The following is an 18,549-nucleotide window of genomic DNA, read 5'->3' as shown; positions in this document are numbered from 1 at the left end:
TAAAACAGGGGATATCCTCCTGTATTTCGTTAATTAACACTAAATGAATATACTTATTTTAGGTTCGGGGGGAAGAGAACATGCATTCGCATGGAAAATTGTACAAAGCCCGTTATGCGACGACCTGTTCGTCGCCCCCGGCAACGCCGGAACGGCGAAAATCGCCAGAAATCTGCCTTTCGCAGCCAACGATTTCGAAGCGGTAGCAAAAGCCATTACGGAACACCGGATTGATCTAGTCCTGATTGGCCCCGAAGAACCTCTGGTCAATGGTATCGTCGATTATATCAAATCATTACCCGAGCTGAAGCATGTGAAGCTGATCGGCCCCGATGCCATGGGCGCCCAGTTGGAAGGAAGCAAGGACTTTTCGAAAAATTTCATGCAGAAGCATGGAATACCGACCGCCGCTTCCCAGACTTTTACCCCTGAAACCCTCAGCAAGGGGCTGGAGTACTTGCAGCAGCACTCCCTCCCTATCGTATTGAAGGCCGACGGGCTTGCGGCCGGCAAAGGCGTCGTGATTGCCGAAACAGTAAAACAGGCAGAAGGAACGCTTGTTGAAATGCTGATGGATCGCAAATTCGGCGATGCAGGCAAAAAGGTAGTGATCGAACAGTTCCTGAAAGGTATCGAACTCTCTGTTTTTGTACTTACCGACGGAAAAAAATACAAAATCCTTCCCGAAGCAAAAGACTACAAGCGTATCGGAGAAAACGATACAGGCCTTAATACCGGGGGGATGGGAGCTGTTTCGCCTGTGATCTTCGCCGATGAAGACTTTATGCGCAAGGTGGAGGAGAAAGTAGTAAAACCCACCCTGGCGGGCCTGCAGGAAGAAGGCATCAAATACGTAGGTTTCATCTTTATTGGCCTGATGAACGTCAAAGGAGAGCCGTACGTAATTGAATACAACGTTCGCATGGGAGATCCCGAAACGGAAGTGGTGTTGCCCCGGCTCCATTCCGACCTGGTCCCGCTGTTGATAGCAGCCTCCAAAGGGACAATCGAAGACGTGGAAATGACCATTTCGCCACAGGTTGCGGTAACTACCGTCCTGGTTTCGGGCGGCTACCCCGAAGCCTATGAAAAAGGCAAGGTGATCGAAAACCTGGAAAAATGTGAGGACGTGATGACTTTTCATGCCGGTACCCAATTTAACGGGCAGGAAGAAATCGTTACCGCCGGCGGCCGTGTGCTGGCTGTGACCGGTATGGCGAATTCAATCGAAAACGCCGTGATGAAGTCTCAGAAAGCAGCGCACACGCTGCGTTTTGAGGGGAAATATTATCGAAGTGACATTGGAATTGACCTGATCCGCTACCGGGATTAGTCAAATAAACATACAGAACTATGGGATGTACCTCATGTGCCGTGGGCGGTTTCGCGAGCAGTGGAAAAGTAGCAGGATGTGCCAGCGGAGGATGCAGCTCGGGCGGATGCAATAAAATGAATTCCTTTGACTGGCTGAGTGATATGGATATTCCGCAGCAAATGCGGTTCAATATCGTCGAGGTTCGGTTCAAAGGCGGCCGGAAAGAGTATTTCCGCAATATCAACCACCTGGACCTGTACACCGGTGACATGGTGGTCTGCGAAATGACCAACGGCCACCACATCGGCTCAGTATCCCTGCAGGGCGACCTGGTAAGGCTTCAGATGAAACGGAAGCAGGTACCGGTCAACGACGATATCAAGAATATCTTCCGCAAAGCAAGTCAGAAAGACCTGGAAAAGCATACGCAATCGCTGGCGCGCGACCTGCCGGCCATGTACCGCACGCGTGAGATCGTCAGGGAGCTGAAGCTGAATATGAAAATGTCGGACGTCGAGTTCCAGTCGGACAATACGAAAGCCACATTCTTTTATTCCTCTGAAGAACGGGTCGATTTTCGCGAGTTGATTAAGGTGCTGGCCAATGAGTTCCGCGTACGGGTTGAAATGCGGCAAATCAGTCTCAGGCAGGAAGCCGGCCGTCTCGGTGGTATCGGCTCTTGCGGTAGAGAATTGTGCTGCTCTACCTGGATTAACGATTTCAAGAATATTTCAACTTCTGCAGCCCGCTATCAGAACCTGTCGCTCAACCCCTCCAAGCTATCAGGGCAATGCGGAAGGCTCAAGTGTTGCCTGAACTATGAGTTGGAGACCTACGTGGATGCGCTGAAAGATATCCCGAAGGTAGAGTCCACCCTGAAAACGCAAAAAGGCGAAGCTTCGCTTCAAAAGACCGACATTTTCAGGAAAATCATGTGGTTTGGTTTTAGCCAGGAAGCCAACTGGTACCCTGTTGCCATTCCCGACGTGATCAAAATCATGGAGATGAATAAAAAGGGGATCGTTCCTGAATCGCTGGAGGTCCTCGAGCCGCCTGTCCCCGTCAAGAAGGGAGAAAAGCGTACAGAAAACCTCAATGCCGACCTGGTAGGGCTTGATAAAAAGTACAACCAGGATCAGAAGAAAAAGAAAAAGAAAAAGCGAAATCCAGACAGGCAAAAGGCTGCTGCGGCTGCTAAAGAGAAAAAATCGGCAGAATGAACCCCTGTGTCCGAAAGCTGTGTAAAATAGCCGGGAAGGATAGCCGGACCATTTTGGGGCTGATGTCGGGTACCTCACTGGATGGCCTTGACATCGCCTTGTGCCGCATCAGCGGATCCGGGCCGGGGACGAGGCTGGAGCTGGAAAGGTTTACCACCGTCCCCTACGAAGAAAATATAAAAGCTGAAATCCGCAAGGTCTTTGCAAAGCCGCATGTCGATTTCCAGCTTATGTGCGTACTAAACCCGTTTATTGGACGGCTACACGCGAGCCTGATAAACGCGGCGCTCGCCGAATGGGGCATATTGCCTGACGAGATAGACCTCATTGCCAGCCACGGGCAAACCGTTTTTCATGCTCCACAGGCGCAGCACGGGTGGGGACAATATCCCAATGCGACTTTACAGATCGGCGACGGCGATCACATTGCCGTACAGACCGGGATCATTACCCTCAGTGATTTCAGGCAAAAGCATATCGCCGCCGGCGGTGAAGGCGCGCCACTGGCCGTATACGGCGACTATTTACTATTCAGCAGCGCGACCGAAAACAGAATCCTGCTGAATCTGGGAGGCATCGCAAATTTCACGTTTCTTCCGGATGGCAGCCGGCCTGAGCCCGTTTTCACAACCGATACGGGTCCGGGCAACACCCTCATGGACGGCCTTGCGCAAACCTGCCTGGGCCAGCCTTTTGATCCGGATGGAACGCTGGCTACCAGCGGCAGCGTAAACCCGCAGCTTTTATCAAGTTTGCTGACCAATCCCTTTTTCGGACAGCCTTTCCCGAAAAGCACCGGTCCGGAAGTCTTCAACGCCAGTTACGTGCAGGCGGCCCGGGAGCAAACCGGGACTACCGATATTGCCCCGGCAGACCTCATGGCTACGCTGGCAGAGTTAACTGCTGTCACTGCCACGGAAGCTATTCTGAAATGCATTGACGGGCATGGCAAAACCGTGGTATATGTAAGCGGGGGCGGCGCCAACAACCCCCACCTTGTCGCCACAATTGCAGAAAAACTTGGTGACATTCCGTTAAAGCCCATGAGCGACCTCGGTGTGCCCGGCGACGCCAAGGAAGCCGTACTTTTCGCCGTATTGGCCAATGAAGCAGTCGCTGCGCCGAATCCGGCGCCGGGCAGCCCAGAATTCGGCATTGGCCTTGGCAAAATTTCCCTGCCCGGATAAAAACAACCCAGAATTGGTATATTAAAAAAATGCAAGATATCGTCATCATAGGAGGTGGAATCGTAGGACTCGCGACCGGCTATCACATCCTGCTGAAAAAACCAGGCGCAAAAGTAACCATCCTGGAAAAGGAAGACCGTGTAGCAGCCCACCAGACCGGGCATAACAGCGGCGTTATACACTCCGGGCTTTACTATGCGCCGGGAAGTCTTAAAGCCACCAACTGTATAAGGGGCTATGAGATGCTGCTCGATTTTTGCCGGGAAGAGGAAATCCCGCACGAACTGTGCGGGAAAATTGTGGTAGCCACCACCGCCGACCAACTCCCGCAGCTCCGGAAACTGTATGACCGCGGAATGCAGAACGGTCTTACACAGAACCGTAAAATCAGTGAAGGCGAACTGAAAGAGATAGAGCCCCACGTCAAAGGTTTGGAGGGGATCTGGGTTCCTTACACAGGTATCATCGACTATTCGGAAGTAAGCAGGCGATATGCTGATAAAATTCGTTCGTTAGGCGGGGGAATTGCGTTTAACCGGAAAGTCACCGCTATCCGTCACGGTGAAGGGCAAACCGAAGTAATAACCGAAGGAGGCCAGGCCTACCCGACCCGGTTGGTAGTGAACTGCGCAGGTCTCTATTCCGATAAGGTAGCACAGCTTACACAACACGACCCGGTAAAGGTCAGGATTATCCCCTTCCGGGGTGAGTATTACCAGATAAAGCCGCAACGCGAGCACCTTGTCAAAAACCTGATCTACCCCGTCCCCGACCCCAACTTCCCATTCCTGGGCGTGCACTTCACGCGGATGATCGGCGGCGGGGTGGAGGCCGGTCCCAATGCAGTTTTCGCCTTCAGGCGGGAAGGCTATAAAATGAGTGACATTAATATCAAGGAAGTTTATGAGAGCTTCGCCTGGCCCGGCTTCCGGAAAGTGGTGGGTAAATACTGGCGTACCGGGCTCGGCGAAATGTACCGCTCATTGTCGAAAGCCGCATTTACAACTGCATTACAGGCGCTAATTCCCGAAATCGTGGAAGAAGACCTTGTACCGGGAGGTGCGGGTGTTCGTGCCCAGGCCTGCTCCTATGACGGCGGTCTCCTTGACGATTTTGCTATCATAGAAAATAAAACGGCTATCAACATATGCAACGCGCCGTCACCGGCGGCAACGTCTTCGCTTTCAATCGGAAAAACGGTTGCGGAAAAGGCGCTGACAAGGCTTTGAGTATCCGGAGGTGTGTGCGTAAGCCATTGCGGCCATAAACTCCCGGTATAATATCATACACCACCGCTTCCGCTCTTTGCCCGTTGGTGACAATCCGGTCGTTCCTTCTTCTCTTATACAGGAAGATAAAAAACGGTAAAAACCCCAGCAACGCCACGCTTATTAATAGAATGTTCAGCATGTTCATTCATTGTTTTGCACGCGTACTTTTTATTAAACTATTTTTTTATAACTTTTTCCAAGCTCCCGGCCAAATCCCCGGTAGCAAACTTTATTTTTTCTATACGTTCCAGACAACGGGTATCCGGTTTCGCTGCGGGGTTTTGCAAAAAAGATCTTACCAGATTAAAGGAACAATCATTATAATGCATGGCGGCATGGGATGCATTGGGCACCTGGCTTCCGTAAAACGGCTGCCGAAAATCCCCCCTGGTCCGGTACAAAATTAATTGAGACAAACCCGGTAAATCGGAGTGGTCGACCACCTTATTAGGGAACAACAAACCTTCTGAGCAATGAAAACTGACAGGCGTACATTCCTGACACAGGCAACCCTGGGGGCACTTCAATTGGGTATGCTGACCCGGCTTTACGGCCGCGAAACCGTTGTGCTGAAAAAAGGGGCGATGCCGCGCAGCTCACCGGAAAGGCAGGGGTTCGCGTCGCGCTCTATCCTTGACTTTGTCGAGGCGGTCGACACGCACAACCTGCACAGCCTCATGATCCTTAAGAACGGGCATGTCATTACCGAAGGGTGGTGGGCTCCTTATGCGCCGGAATACAAACATACGCTTTATTCACTGAGCAAAAGCTTCACTTCCACCGCCATAGGTCTGGCAGTCGGCGAAGGGGAACTCCATACCGATGACAAAGTCATCTCCTTTTTCCCTGGCAAGCTTCCCGCGGAAATAAGCCCTAACCTCGCGGATATGCGTATCAGGCACCTGCTTTCAATGAGTACCGGACATGCTAAAGACACCACCGGACAATTCAGGGAACCGGGTAATAATGACTGGGTGAAGGCCTTCCTTGCGCAACCGGTAACCCATCAGCCTGGAACCCACTTTGTATATAACAGCGGAGCAACTTACATGCTTTCGGCCATTTTAGAGAAGGTTACAGGACAAACACTGACTGCCTACCTTAAACCGCGCCTTTTTGATCCGCTTCATATCACCGATTTCGATTGGGAGACCGACCCGACCGGTACCGAAGCCGGAGGATGGGGGTTGCGGCTGAAAACGGAAGACATTGCGAGGTTCGGCCAACTTTACCTGCAGGAAGGCGTGTGGGACGGGAAAACCATATTGCCCGCTGCCTGGGTGAAAGAAGCTACCACAGCCCATATCATACAACCCGGCAAAGAAGAAGACAGGCCCGGCAACGACTGGCTTCAAGGCTATGGGTACCAGTTCTGGCGTTGCCGTCACAACGCCTACCGCGGAGACGGGGCTTACGGACAGTACTGCATCGTCATGCCGGAACACCAGATGGTAATTGCAATCACCAGCGAAACAGGCGATATGCAGAACATACTCAACCAGGCCTGGAAATACTTGCTTCAACCCGGACAAAAGGCCGGCAGCAATGAAGCGCTTCAGAGAAAGCTGGCCGCTCTTGCCCTGCCGCTTCCCAAAGGTAATCAGGAAGCAATTTCTGCCGCACACCTGAAGGGGGCCGGCTTTTCAGTCGCACCAAATACCCTTGGCATCAGCAGGCTAAAGATCGATCTCTCAAAAAAGGACGGCGTACTGTCGATAACGGACAAAAAGGGAAAGCACAACATCAGTTTCGGTCTAAACGGGTGGAAAGGAGGAGAAACTACCTTTCCCATCGAATGGCTGAAGCTCATTCCAACGGCCATTCCCGGTAATCCGCCGCTGTACACCAGTGCATCGGCTTCATGGAAAGATGACCGAAACTTCGAAATTATCTGCCGGTTTGTCGATACGGCACATTATATGCTCCTTCGCCTTACCCTGAAAAAGGAGGATGAAGTCGTTGCCGAATTTACGCAGAGCATTTCGCTCCTGGGCAACGACCCGAAACCCTATGCAACCCTGAAAGGGAGGAAACAGTTGTAACTTCCGCAGCTTCCTAAAAATCAACTTATAACCAACCTGTTCGTGAACCTCCTTTATTTCGATATAATCGGCAGAAGCGTAGCCGTGTATCTGTTCATGCTGCTGGCAATTCGGCTTACCGGGAAAAAAGAACTCTCACAACTCAATACTGCCGACGTGGTGCTTATCCTGCTGATCAGCAATTCCGTTCAGAATGCAATGGTCGGGACGGATACCAGCCTGGCCGGTGGATTAATAGCAGCCGCAGCCCTGTTTCTCCTTAACTACCTGCTGAAAAAATGGTTGTTTAAAAATGAAAAATTCCGCAGGCTTCTTAACGAAAAGCCCGAAATCCTGATTCATAACGGGAAACTGGATTTTGACATGCTAAGCAGGTTAAGCATTACCAACGAAGAGCTCCAGGAAGCAATGAGAGAGCATGGTGTAGAACGCTATGCCGATGTAAAGCTGGGAATGCTTGAATCTGACGGTAATATCAGCATCATCTCAGGTTCCGGGACCCTGAAACATACCCAGTTCAAACGCAAACACTCCCACAAAACCCTGGGTACACTCGACAATTAAGAGGCCGATTCGGCCGGTTACAATTATATAAAAATTTTATAAAGTAAGCGATTTGCTGTATCTTCAACCCTTATCCATCAACTTCAAAAAAGCATGTTCATTCCAAACTTTAAAAACATTTTTTCTCTGACTTTCGTCTGGCTAAGCTGTGCTTTTTCAGCAATGGGGCAGGCGCCTGTTAAGAGTAAATATGACCCCCACACGCTCTTTCACCCCCTCTATAATTCCCAGCCGGGAAATGAGTTCCGCGCTGCCAGCGGTACACCGGGGGCTGCTTACTGGCAAAACCGCGCGGATTACAAGATCGATGTAACGCTCGATGAAAACAAAAAAATGCTCAATGGTACGGTTGAGATCACCTATAAAAACAACAGCCCTGAAGAGCTACGGCACCTCTGGCTCCAACTGGACCAGAATTCTTTCAACACCGCTTCAAAAGGAGGTAAGACGACCCCGATCACCGGCGGACGTTTTGGAAACGTTGATTTCAATGGCGGCAATACGCTCAGCGAAGTAAGCGTGCAGCAAGGCAAAGGGAAATGGCAGGCAGCCCGGTACATTGTGGACGACACCCGTCTCCAGATACGCCTCGACCACCCGGTCCTACCCAAAGGTGACGTTATTAAAGTGAAAATAGGATTTTCCTATACTATTCCCGATTACGGATCTGACCGTACCGGTATTCTTGATACCAAAAACGGGACCATCTTCGAAGTGGCACAATGGTACCCGCGTATGTACGTATACGATGACATCGAAGGATGGAACGTTATGCCCTACCTCGGCGCCGGAGAATTCTATCTCGAATACGGAGATTTCGAATATGCCGTTACGGTGCCCTGGGATCATATCGTGGCCGGATCCGGCGAGCTGATAAACCCCGCTGAAGTACTGACCAGGGAACAGATTGACCGCCTGGCCAAGGCTTCCAAAAGTGACGCTACGGTGTTTATCCGGACTGCTGAGGAAGTAAAGGACCCTGCGTCCCGCCCCAAACAAAGCGGTATGCTGACCTGGAAATTCCGCTGCAAAGAAGCACGGGATATCGCCTGGGCAACTTCTAAAGCCTTTATCTGGGATGCGGCTAAAATGAACATAGCGGGTGACAGGACGGCGCTGGCACAATCCGTTTACCCCGAGGAGTCTGCAGGCGATAATGCCTGGGGACGGTCGACCGAATATGTAAAAGGTTCCATCGAATTCTATTCTCAATATGTAATGCCCTATACCTACCCGGTAGCTACCAATGTAGCCGGTCTGGTAGGCGGTATGGAATACCCTGGAATTGTATTCTGCAATTATTCGGCAAAGACCGACCGGCTATGGGGCGTAACTGACCATGAATTCGGGCACAACTGGTTCCCGATGATCGTCGGCTCCAACGAAAGGAAATACGCCTGGATGGACGAAGGCCTCAACACCTTTATCAATTTCCTGGCTACCGAAAATTTCAATAACGGCGAATACCGTAACGGGCGGTTCGATGACCTGCACCGCCTGGCACCCTCTATCTTCCGTGATTATGCCGATCCGATTATGACTATTCCCGATGTCATCCAAACCAATAACCTCGGCTGGGAAGCCTACTATAAACCGGCTATCGGCCTGAAGATGCTGCGGGAAATTGTACTCGGCAAAGACCGGTTCGACTACGCTTTCAGAGAGTATACCCGTCGCTGGGCTTTCAAACACCCGACGCCTTATGATTTTTTCCGGTCCATGGAAGACGCTTCAGGTGAAAAGCTGGGCTGGTTCTGGAAGGGCTGGTTCTTCGAGAATTACAAACTCGACCAGGGTGTAAAAGAAGTCAGCTATATTGAACAGGACCCGGAAAAGGGCTCAGTGATCACCATAGAAAACTACGAACAGTGGGCGATGCCGGTCACTATCGAGATTGAAGAATCAGACGGAAAAAAAACAAGGGTAAACCTGCCGGTAGAGGTATGGCAGCGGGGTAACCGCTGGTCATTTAAAGCCGGGACCCGCCTGCCGCTGAAGAGTGTCACCGTTGACCCCGACAAGCAGCTTCCGGACGTTGATCCGAGAAACAATACGTGGAAGCCTCTGAAATACGCGGCTCCAACCGCAAATTAGTACTTTTGACCTGCCTGCTCGTTGCGGGCAGGTCAAAACTCAAAAAGTCCCCGCGGTTGAGGCGCTTTCAAAACCTCCTTTTTCCATTGCCAGGTACAACAACCAGATGCAGGCGGCCATCGGGATATGGCTGATATCGTTAGCCTGGCACCAAACCCCCAGGCCCAGGCCCGACAAGTGTACAGCCCCGGCCAGGGCAGCCATCAAGATGGCATAGAAAACATAAGGACTTCCCGGGTTTCTCGTCTTTCTGTAAATGTAAAACTCCATTGTCCCGATAAGCAACAGAAGACTGTACATGGCATGATATTGGGAGACCATAAAATGCCGGAAGTAAAAGATCATCAGGACAAAAGCCGTAACACCAGTCAAGTTGATAACCAGCAGTCTCGAAAGTTGCTTTTGCGGCACCAGGCCTTCCAGCCTGTAGATCACACCCCGCTCATAAAAAGCGAGCGAAATCACACCGAAAATCCAGCCTGGCAGTTTCCCGGCCATGCCGGTTTTGTGCAGAAAACCGTGCCCCATCAGTCCGCCAAAGGCCGTGGCCAATCCCATAAATACCAGGAAAAAAATCGTGAGAAAAGCAATGCGCTGACGCCGGAAAGGCATCGAGCGTTTGCATGCGGCGACGCATACGCCCGTCATCATAAGGCTCGAGAGCACAGTAGACGGCTCCTGGATGATATAGCCAAACAAGTTTACACGGTGCAGTTCTTGAAAGGATTGCAATGCAGGCAAGGTAAGTCAGGTTAGGTTAATCGACAAGATCCGCCGACAATATACCCATTGTCTGCCACAACTGCATCAAAATTTGAGAAGAAGCTGACGGCTTTGGTCTAAACCTCCAGCAGCATCGCGCCATAAGAATACCCCCCGCCGAAAACGGTAACGATCAGCTTTTCTCCTTTTTTGAAGCGGTGGCGATTCTCCGAAAGTGCAATAGCACACCCTGCACATCCCGTATTCCCCAGCTCCTGGATATTAGAAATCAGCTTTTCTTCAGGGATGCCCATAGTACCGATGATATTCAGGGAAATCCGGTGGTTGGCCTGGTGCGGAATGATATAACTGATGTCTTCTATTCCCAACCCGCAGCGTTGGAGCACTTCCTGGCTTACTTTCGGCATATAGGTACAGGCGTGTATGAACACGTCTCTTCCGTAAGGCATTACCACGCCCCGCGTGTTGGGCCGCAGGACAACTGCCTCCATGGCCTTCTCATGCGTGGCGGCCCCGCCCGTTTTCAGGTCGCGGATAAAAATATCCTGTTCCGACTGCCGTTTTTTTGAAATAAGCATGGCAGAGGCGCCATCTCCCCATAAGTGGCCGGATACCGTATCGGTTTCGTTGTTATAGGCTGAATTATTATCCGACACCACCACCAGTGCCTTGGTCGCCTTATTCATTGCAAAATATCCTTGCACTACCTCGATGGCGTTGAGCAGCGAAGAACAGGCAGAAGATACCGACACAACGGGAATATCCGGGATCTGGAGCGCATGCTGGACGGCATGTGCCAGCGTCACGATAGTGTCATAGGGCGTATAGGTTGCGCCTACAATCAGATCAATCTCGTTTTTGCTGTAAGGGGCATCTTTCAAAAGAATCTCTACGGCATCCACCGCCATAGTCGACGTATTTTCCCCCTCCGATGTTCTCCTGCGTTCATGAATACCTGTTCTGGCAATAATCCAGTCGCTGGACAGGTTATTCAGTTTTGTAAAATACTCATTGCCAATAACTTCACTAGGCAGATAGTGGCTTATTTTATTTATGAACATCGTCACGCTATTTGACTCCAGTTGCTTTCGCAACTTTTTTCCCGAAAGTTAAATATTTCGTAGAATCCGTGGTATTTAATATTAAAACAATTCAGCAAATTATTTTAATAGGTAAACAAATAAGCCCGGATTGAAAATCTGCCGGTCGGTAGCTCGGAGGCTGCTGTATACCGGTTTCGGGGTATACAGCAGCCCTCGTAACCGGCTATTTATTTTCTTCGGATGCACCTGAACCCGCTGTCTCTTCATCGGAAGCGGTCTGCGCCTCGAAGAATTCCGGCAGCTGCTCGGACAGGATAGTATACCAGGCAAATACTTTCTTCATGTCAGAAGTATACACCCTCGATCTGTGGTAGTTCGGAAGCACCGATTCAAACTGGTCTCTTACTTCGGCATCAGAAGCTTTCTTGACGTCAAACGGCAGTTCACTCCCGAGCACCTCCCTGATTTTCAGAAAGAGGTCGGCCAACGGAATCGATTCACTCTCCTCATCATCTATGTATACCGACACATCCTTCAGAATAGACACTTTTGCGGAAGCTGCAGCCATACTGCGCTCGCGCCTGGCGTCAAGCGATTCTATAATAACGCCCGATCTGCCGGGTTTCAAAATACGGAACAGACCCGGCTTCCCGGAAATATTTGCCACATCCTGCAAAAAACCTGTCTCTTTTATATTCTCCTTGCTTTCACTCATGTTGATTAGGTACGTCAATTGAATTCAGGCGCAAATTAAAGGAAAGAAAATCCTTGAAACAACCTAAACTGCCCTGCTTTCGGTAAATAATTGATTGTAATCGTGTATGGCTTTTAACAGTTCGTCCCGTCCGTCGCGGCGTTCCGACGACGTCACAAAAGAAGCGGGTGCATCCTCCCAAAACTGCAGCATTTCCCCCAAATATGCCTTTACGGCGCGTTCCACCTCGTTTTTCTTCAGCTTGTCGGCTTTGGTAAAAACCAGGTTAAAAGGGAGTTCGTTTTCAGACATCATCTCCATAAATTCGAGATCCGATTTCTGAAGCGAATGCCTCAGGTCCACCAGTACAAAGGTACAAACCAGGTTCGTACGCTGCTGCAGGTAATCGAACGTCATCTTTTGCCATTTCTCCCGCTCCGACTTGCTTATCTTGGCATAACCGTAACCGGGTAGATCGACCAGGTACCAGGACTTGTCTATAATGAAATGGTTGATCAGCTGGGTTTTACCCGGCGTAGACGATGTCTTGGCCAGCTTCTCCCGGTTGGTAATCATGTTGATCAATGACGATTTCCCGACATTCGACCGGCCGATGAATGCGTACTCCGGAAGATCCGGGGGCGGGCACTTTTCAAATTCGGTATTGCTGCTTACAAAGCTCGCTTCCTTGATGATCATAAGTCGTCTGGTTCTTCAGGCTTCTCAGCCGGCGTCTTTTCTTTCATCGACACTCCTCCTGAAACGATCATCTTCATGATATCAGTACTCGAAGCGTCAATCAAAGTCACATTTTCTTTGGGCACAATCACCAATTGTCCTGAAAAAGCATAGGCATGCGGCAAATAAACCGCGAGATGATCGTGAATATCGAACTGGCTCAGGTCCTGCTGGGTGATAAAACCGAACTTTTTGATGCCGGAATCCTTGTAGACCGTTACCATCACCGGGTGGCTGAATTTCTTTTTGTCGCCGACAAAAGCCGCCATCAGGTCTTTAATAGAGGTATAAATAATATTGATAAGAGGGATTCTCGCTACGAACCGCTCAATCATGTGAAAAAATGAGATCGGGACAATGGTGGAAAAAATATATCCCAACAGTATGATCAGCCCGATGATAATAACCAGCCCAAGCCCCGGCAAATATACCGGGCGGTTGGTGCCGTCAATATCAAGCGAAACCGGCAGCAGCCCATCCAGCGTCTGGATTGCTGCCATAATAATCCAGATCGTGATATAGATCGGTCCTACCAGCAGTAACCCGCTCCCGAAATAGTTGAGTAATTTCCTGGCCATTTGCTTTCCTCCTGGCTAATAATGTCTTGTGTAACTACTTTCCGACGCGCAAATCTAAGAAAAACGGGCGAGTTTTAAATCCGGAACAGAATCAGCCGCGCCGACAACGGCTTTCCCAACAACCCCAGGCATGAGAAACCGGCAAACAGGGTGTGACGCCGGCCGCCAAAAAGCCGCACCTGTTCAATAATCAAAAATTAAGGATGGGATTAAAATCGAAAGGCCTATTTCTTAGGGCACTTCTTACAGCGCTTGCCTTTTTTCTTGTACGCTTTGCAACATTTTTTAAGAAGGCAACACTCCGAATCCTGGAGGGAGGTGAACGGAAAATAGGTCTCTGAAGACTGGTTGATTTCAAAATCCGGAATTGAATGCTGCATATCGCTGATCACAAGTTTAAAATCATTCAAAATTAGCAACTCTATCCGACATAAACTTACTTTTCAACAAAAAAATAATTTCGCAAAAACCACGCAAAACATTAAAAAACAATCACTTACCACAAAAAACACAGCCAGTTTCCCTGGCTTGTTTCCCGGCCATTCGCCTAATCAGGTAAACTGTAACTAAATTTGGACTTTCCGGACTAGGGAAATCGTGCCGATGATTTACTATTTACGTCCCTAAGCTCTTTATGTCGCAAGTTGCCTTTTAATGTTTCAAAATAGCCATGAGCCTCTAAGCTCACCGCTTAAACCTTTTTAAATTTATGAAAATTTTTGCCTGCCTGATCGGCGCCGCATTCGCCACCGGTCTGTTCGCCTCCTGTCAATCTTCCCAGCAAAAAGCCGAAGCAACACAGGAAACCGCTCTCCCCTGGAAAACGGGAGTAGCCCTATACTCTTTTAATAAATTTCCATTTCCGCAGACACTGGAAAAAGCAGACAGCGCGGGCTTGAAATTCGTAGAAGGGTTTTCTTTTCACCAGTTGGGGAGCGAATTCGACAACAAGACGCTCCTCAGCCTCAATGATGCCGAGATCGAAAAACTCAAGAAATTCATTGAAGGCAAAGGTTTGGCGATGCGTTCGATCTACGTTGCCGATGCCAAAACTCCCGAGCAGTGGAAGCATTATTTTGAAATGGGGAAAAAAGTCGGCCTGGAGTTTTTTGTAAGCGAACCCAGACCGGATGAATGGGACCTTCTCGACAGCCTGGGACAGCAATACGGCATCAAGACCGCTATTCACCAGCATGCAAAGGGAGAAAGTTACTACTGGCACCCGGACAGCGTGCTTAAAGCCGCAGAAGGCCGGCCATTTATAGGAGCCTGTGCCGACGTGGGCCACTATACCAGAAGCGGGCTCGACCCGGTAGCCTGCCTGAAAGCATTGGAAAACCGCCTGATCAGCCTTCACCTGAAAGACGTGGCCAAAGCGGGCGAGATAAAAACCGATTATGTTGTAATCGGGCAGGGCGTTCTCGACTTCAAAGGAATTGCAAAAGAGTTAAAAAGGCAAAATTTTGCCGGTTACGTTTATATAGAACAGGAAGCCAACTGGTTCCACAACCTCCCGGATGTAAAAGCCGGCTATGAATACTTTATGAAAGCAGCCAACAGCAGCAACGACGCCGCTACCACCGGCACGACCGAAGCACATCCCCAACTGGAGGGCATCAAACACATGGTTATTTTTGACCTCAGGCACGCGAAAGGCTCGCAGGAAGCCCGCAGCTTTCTGGAAGATGGTAAAAGCATCCTGAGTGCCATTCCTTCCGTTCAAAATTTTCAGGCATATGACCAGGTGAGTCCTAAAAATGATTTCACGTATGGCTTCTCGATGATCTTCAAAGACCAGGACGGTTACGAGGCCTATAACCAACACCCCGACCACGTTGCCTTCGTAGAAAACCGATGGAAACCCGAAGTGACAAAATTCCTGGAGATAGATTTCGAGGGGTTTGGAAGGTGAATCGGAAATCGGAAGTCGGAAATCGGAAGTCGGAAGTCGGAAGTCGGAAATTGGAAATCGGCCCGTTTGCTGTTGAGCAGGCGGGCTGATTGTTGATGAACGGAAAAGTGGTGGTAGATTTGGGCGAACCTGGCGGAGTTGGAGGCTTCGGACGGTTTTTTTGGAGGCTTAAACGGGGCCGGGGTAGCCGAACCGTAGAATTTTAAGGTAAAACAATCTGTCCGGAGACATGCGCAATAACGACCTCTTCCCGCAAATTGTCGAAATGGTAATCAGGCATCGCGGGCATTTCAAACGTGAATTGACAAGGGCTGACCGGTTGGGGGAAGATTTGAGAATGGATGAGTAAGCCCGGCATCAAAAAAGTCAGTAATACCCCGGTCCGCTTGAATCTCTCCCTCCCCATATCAAAAGTACCGATTTCCCACTTCCGAGTTCCGACCTCCGACCTCCGACTTCCGATCTCCGACTTCCCCCTTCCCTAAAATAAAAACCCTCCGCAAGCGCAGAGGGCTTTTATGAACAACTCATCCTATTTAAGATTTTTGCTAGCGGCCACCGCCTTCTGCGGCGCCTGCCGAGCCGGATTTCTGATCGTCATTGCTGATCGATTTGCCCCGGCGTTTCTTCTGCTGCTCCACGACTTCCATTTTGCCGAGCCGGTATGAGAAGTTAAGCCGGAAGCCACGGTTGTATCTAAAGTTATTATTGATCTGGGTGAATGTCGGGGTTTCCATTACTGTTTTCATGTTAAACCGCGGAGCAAAAAAGTTCTCCATCCCTAGGCCGATAGACCCGCGTTTATTTTTGAAGTCTTTCTTGATTCCCAGGTCATACATGCGGAAGCCCATTTGTGTTCCCTGAAGCTGCACTTCCTTGCCGCGCATAAAGCCGCCTCCCTGCAGGCCCCACCCGTTTTTGAAATTCAGCCCGGTGCGCAAACGACCTGAAAACACAAACCCGCTGTTATTGGCTGCTATTGTCGCGTCTGACGAATTGTTTGCCAGCGTTGCGTAGTAGCCGTCAACCCCGCCGCTGACTTCCCACATCTTGAACAGCGTGATACTTCCGTACAGGTTCATCCCGTAATTGCGTTTGGCCCCGATGTTTCCATAAGTGGTCGTGATAACACCGTCTTCAATAGATCTGATACTCTCAATCGAGTTATTGGTAAAGCGGGCAAATCCCGTTACATTGATATAGAGTGAGTTTTTGAAGAAACCGGTTCCGACTTCCACCTGGTCGGTAAGCTCAGGCTCCAGGTTGGGATTTCCTATTGAAATATTCTGAGGGTTGCTAGAATTGACGTTCGGATTCAGGAACTGGATTCCAGGCCGTTGCAACCGCCGGTTGTAGGATGCCTTAATGGTTTGTGCCTGCTTTTTCCCGAATGTTTTCGAAATATTCAAACTCGGCACCAGGTTTCCGTAAGACGACAGATTGAGGTCCCCCACTTCTTCCTGCCTCGCATTGATTGTCGTATATTCGTAGCGGGCGCCCGCCTTGAATGACCACTTGTCTTTTGTTGAAAATGTGTATGACAAATAACCGGCGCCTACATTCTGGTCATAGTCCAGCTGATCGGGCGTCCTCTCGTTCAGACCACCATAACGGATATCGCTGAACACCTGGCGGAAAATCCCTTTACCTCCGACTTCCAGCAACTGGTTTTTACCGAATGACGTCTGGTAGTCCGCCTGTAGCGTAGACTCTTGGTTGTGACTCCTGTTTTTATTAAAATCCAGCCCCAGGTAAGTCAGATCACTGGTAATCCCGGAGTAAACAGAAGCTTCATAGTCATTGGTCCGGTTGTTGCGGCTGAAGAGCGCCATGAGGCTCAGTTCTTCCGACGGCTTACGAAGCGATTTAAAATAATCGACATTCACATCCCAGGTCCCCGAAAGATCATCCGTTTTCACATTCCGGAAATTATTCGTGGTGACGCCGTTAAAAATATTAGCGGTATTCATCCCCTGGGTATTCCAGAAATTACGCGCTCCGTACCGAACGCCGGCGGCGAGGTAGGAATTTTCATCCAGGTCATAATCTGCCCCGAAATTGATGCTTCCGAACAGCATTTTATCCTTGCCCTCCATGGTCTGGCGTACGATCCGGTCTTCCGATTTGCTGGTCTGAATATTGTCCGAGACCGCCGGGATATTGTAATTCCAGCGCCCGAACCCGCCGAGGCTCATCCCGAGCTTGCCGCTGCGGTAGTTTCCGCGGAGACCCATATTGGACCCCCTGTTGCCAAAACCGGACATCACGTTGAGCGTACCGCCCTGTATTTTCGAACGCTTGGTAATAATATTGATAATACCGGCCGTTCCCTCGGCATCATAGCGGGCAGACGGTGAAGTAATCACCTCGACCGACTTGATCAAATCGGCGGGAATCTGCTTCAAGGCCTCCGCAACGCTGGTTGCTATTATGGTGGAGGGCTTGTTGTTGATCAATACACGGACATTCTGGCTACCACGCAGAGAGACGTTACCGTCCAAGTCTACAGTCAGCATGGGCACTTTGCGCATCACGTCGGTTGCGTCACCGCCCCGGCTGCTTATGTCCTTTTCTGCATTGAAGACCAAACGGTCGACTTTCTCTTCTACCAGCTGGGCCATACCTACTACCTGTACCTCATTCAGCTGAACGACATTACTGCCGAGTTGTATGGTTCCCAATTCTATGTCGGAACGCCTTTCTACCTTAACATTCGCTATTTCCTTCGAGTTGTAGCCTATAAACGAAACGAGCACTTTAAATTCGCCCTCAGCTACCTTGGTAAGGCTGAATTTTCCTTTTTCATCGGTTGTAGTTCCATCAATAGGGCTGTTGGTCTTTACATCCACCAGCGCGACGGCTGCAAATTCTACGGGACTTTTGGTGGTCGAGTCCACTACAACCCCCAAAATCTTGCCGTTCCCTTTGGGCGCTGTTGACTCCAGTGTACCCGGAATTCCAGGCCCCTGCTGCTGTGACGGTCTCTGACGGCCGCCCCATTCACCGCCACCTCCCCCTCCCGGTCGTCCTTCGCCTCCACCCGGGCGCTGCGCCATCGACTGAATGCTCAATAAAGCACAAGCAACCAGTGCCGGCGCTGTCAATCGTAATAGTTTCATAGATTCCTGCTAGGCTAATAGATAGTTTAAATAGGGTATAATTATTGCG

Annotated in this window: 14 protein-coding genes; 8 read left to right on the top strand and 6 right to left on the bottom strand. The window is 50.1% G+C overall.

Annotated features, from left to right (window positions below):
• Positions 1-43 precede the first annotated feature (43 nt).
• The 7 genes from purD (at position 44) to ABD852_RS08200 (ending at position 9,693) form a co-directional block, all read left to right on the top strand.
• Entirely contained in the window at positions 44-1,333 is a 1,290-nt protein-coding gene (gene purD / locus ABD852_RS08230) for a phosphoribosylamine--glycine ligase (protein ID WP_345027793.1), read from the top strand.
• Positions 1,334-1,353: 20 nt separating this feature from the next.
• Entirely contained in the window at positions 1,354-2,535 is a 1,182-nt protein-coding gene (locus tag ABD852_RS08225) for a PSP1 domain-containing protein (RefSeq protein WP_345027790.1), read from the top strand.
• The gene (locus tag ABD852_RS08220; RefSeq protein WP_345027789.1) at positions 2,532-3,722 is read left to right on the top strand and encodes an anhydro-N-acetylmuramic acid kinase; all 1,191 of its coding nucleotides are present in this window, start codon (positions 2,532-2,534) and stop codon (positions 3,720-3,722) included. Before ABD852_RS08225 ends, ABD852_RS08220 begins: the two co-directional genes overlap by 4 nt.
• Positions 3,723-3,751: 29 nt before the next feature.
• Complete coding sequence (lhgO, locus tag ABD852_RS08215; protein ID WP_345027786.1) at positions 3,752-4,951, top strand: L-2-hydroxyglutarate oxidase; 1,200 nt, start codon at positions 3,752-3,754, stop codon at positions 4,949-4,951.
• A gap of 515 nt (positions 4,952-5,466) precedes the next feature.
• Positions 5,467-7,035: a serine hydrolase domain-containing protein gene (locus tag ABD852_RS08210; protein ID WP_345027785.1), complete on the top strand. Its 1,569-nt coding sequence runs from the start codon at positions 5,467-5,469 to the stop codon at positions 7,033-7,035.
• 42 nt (positions 7,036-7,077) lie between these two features.
• Positions 7,078-7,599 (top strand): DUF421 domain-containing protein, encoded by a 522-nt coding sequence (locus tag ABD852_RS08205; RefSeq protein WP_345027784.1) that lies wholly within the window; start codon positions 7,078-7,080, stop codon positions 7,597-7,599.
• Between the two features lie 162 nt (positions 7,600-7,761).
• Positions 7,762-9,693: a M1 family metallopeptidase gene (locus ABD852_RS08200; RefSeq protein WP_425568788.1), complete on the top strand. Its 1,932-nt coding sequence runs from the start codon at positions 7,762-7,764 to the stop codon at positions 9,691-9,693.
• A gap of 39 nt (positions 9,694-9,732) precedes the next feature.
• On the opposite strand, the gene ABD852_RS08195 is transcribed toward ABD852_RS08200, so the two are convergent.
• The 5 genes from ABD852_RS08195 to ABD852_RS08175 all read right to left on the bottom strand — a co-directional run bounded on the left by ABD852_RS08195 (position 9,733) and on the right by ABD852_RS08175 (position 13,469).
• Entirely contained in the window at positions 9,733-10,425 is a 693-nt protein-coding gene (locus tag ABD852_RS08195) for a DUF6962 family protein (protein WP_345027781.1), read from the bottom strand.
• A 107-nt stretch (positions 10,426-10,532) separates the two neighbouring features.
• Positions 10,533-11,477: a 3-oxoacyl-ACP synthase III family protein gene (locus ABD852_RS08190; protein WP_345027779.1), complete on the bottom strand. Its 945-nt coding sequence runs from the start codon at positions 11,475-11,477 to the stop codon at positions 10,533-10,535.
• A gap of 205 nt (positions 11,478-11,682) precedes the next feature.
• Entirely contained in the window at positions 11,683-12,174 is a 492-nt protein-coding gene (locus ABD852_RS08185) for a DUF5606 family protein (RefSeq protein WP_345027778.1), read from the bottom strand.
• 63 nt (positions 12,175-12,237) lie between these two features.
• Positions 12,238-12,852 (bottom strand): ribosome biogenesis GTP-binding protein YihA/YsxC, encoded by a 615-nt coding sequence (yihA, locus tag ABD852_RS08180; protein WP_345027777.1) that lies wholly within the window; start codon positions 12,850-12,852, stop codon positions 12,238-12,240.
• Positions 12,849-13,469, bottom strand: coding sequence for a DUF502 domain-containing protein (locus ABD852_RS08175; RefSeq protein WP_345027776.1), 621 nt, complete (start codon positions 13,467-13,469; stop codon positions 12,849-12,851). Before ABD852_RS08175 ends, yihA begins: the two co-directional genes overlap by 4 nt.
• 709 nt (positions 13,470-14,178) lie before the next feature.
• Between ABD852_RS08175 and ABD852_RS08170 the strand changes: the two genes are divergently transcribed.
• Complete coding sequence (locus ABD852_RS08170; protein WP_345027775.1) at positions 14,179-15,381, top strand: Dabb family protein; 1,203 nt, start codon at positions 14,179-14,181, stop codon at positions 15,379-15,381.
• A gap of 548 nt (positions 15,382-15,929) precedes the next feature.
• Here ABD852_RS08170 and ABD852_RS08165 read toward each other — a convergent pair.
• Positions 15,930-18,500, bottom strand: coding sequence for a TonB-dependent receptor (locus ABD852_RS08165; RefSeq protein WP_345027774.1), 2,571 nt, complete (start codon positions 18,498-18,500; stop codon positions 15,930-15,932).
• Positions 18,501-18,549: the final 49 nt, after the last annotated feature.

Source organism: Ravibacter arvi (assembly GCF_039540405.1).
GTDB lineage: Bacteria > Bacteroidota > Bacteroidia > Cytophagales > Spirosomataceae > Ravibacter > Ravibacter arvi.
Note: the sequence above shows the minus strand (reverse complement) of the source record. Positions and strands in the feature narration are given on the sequence as shown.

Coding starts and splice junctions, on each gene's coding strand:
- ABD852_RS08185 (WP_345027778.1), bottom strand. CDS start 12,174: ATGAGTGAAAGCAAGGAGAATATAAAAGAGACAGGTTTTTTGCAGGAT.
- lhgO (WP_345027786.1), top strand. CDS start 3,752: ATGCAAGATATCGTCATCATAGGAGGTGGAATCGTAGGACTCGCGACC.
- ABD852_RS08165 (WP_345027774.1), bottom strand. CDS start 18,500: ATGAAACTATTACGATTGACAGCGCCGGCACTGGTTGCTTGTGCTTTA.
- purD (WP_345027793.1), top strand. CDS start 44: ATGAATATACTTATTTTAGGTTCGGGGGGAAGAGAACATGCATTCGCA.
- ABD852_RS08190 (WP_345027779.1), bottom strand. CDS start 11,477: ATGTTCATAAATAAAATAAGCCACTATCTGCCTAGTGAAGTTATTGGC.
- ABD852_RS08220 (WP_345027789.1), top strand. CDS start 2,532: ATGAACCCCTGTGTCCGAAAGCTGTGTAAAATAGCCGGGAAGGATAGC.
- ABD852_RS08210 (WP_345027785.1), top strand. CDS start 5,467: ATGAAAACTGACAGGCGTACATTCCTGACACAGGCAACCCTGGGGGCA.
- ABD852_RS08175 (WP_345027776.1), bottom strand. CDS start 13,469: ATGGCCAGGAAATTACTCAACTATTTCGGGAGCGGGTTACTGCTGGTA.
- yihA (WP_345027777.1), bottom strand. CDS start 12,852: ATGATCATCAAGGAAGCGAGCTTTGTAAGCAGCAATACCGAATTTGAA.
- ABD852_RS08225 (WP_345027790.1), top strand. CDS start 1,354: ATGGGATGTACCTCATGTGCCGTGGGCGGTTTCGCGAGCAGTGGAAAA.
- ABD852_RS08170 (WP_345027775.1), top strand. CDS start 14,179: ATGAAAATTTTTGCCTGCCTGATCGGCGCCGCATTCGCCACCGGTCTG.
- ABD852_RS08200 (WP_425568788.1), top strand. CDS start 7,762: ATGGGGCAGGCGCCTGTTAAGAGTAAATATGACCCCCACACGCTCTTT.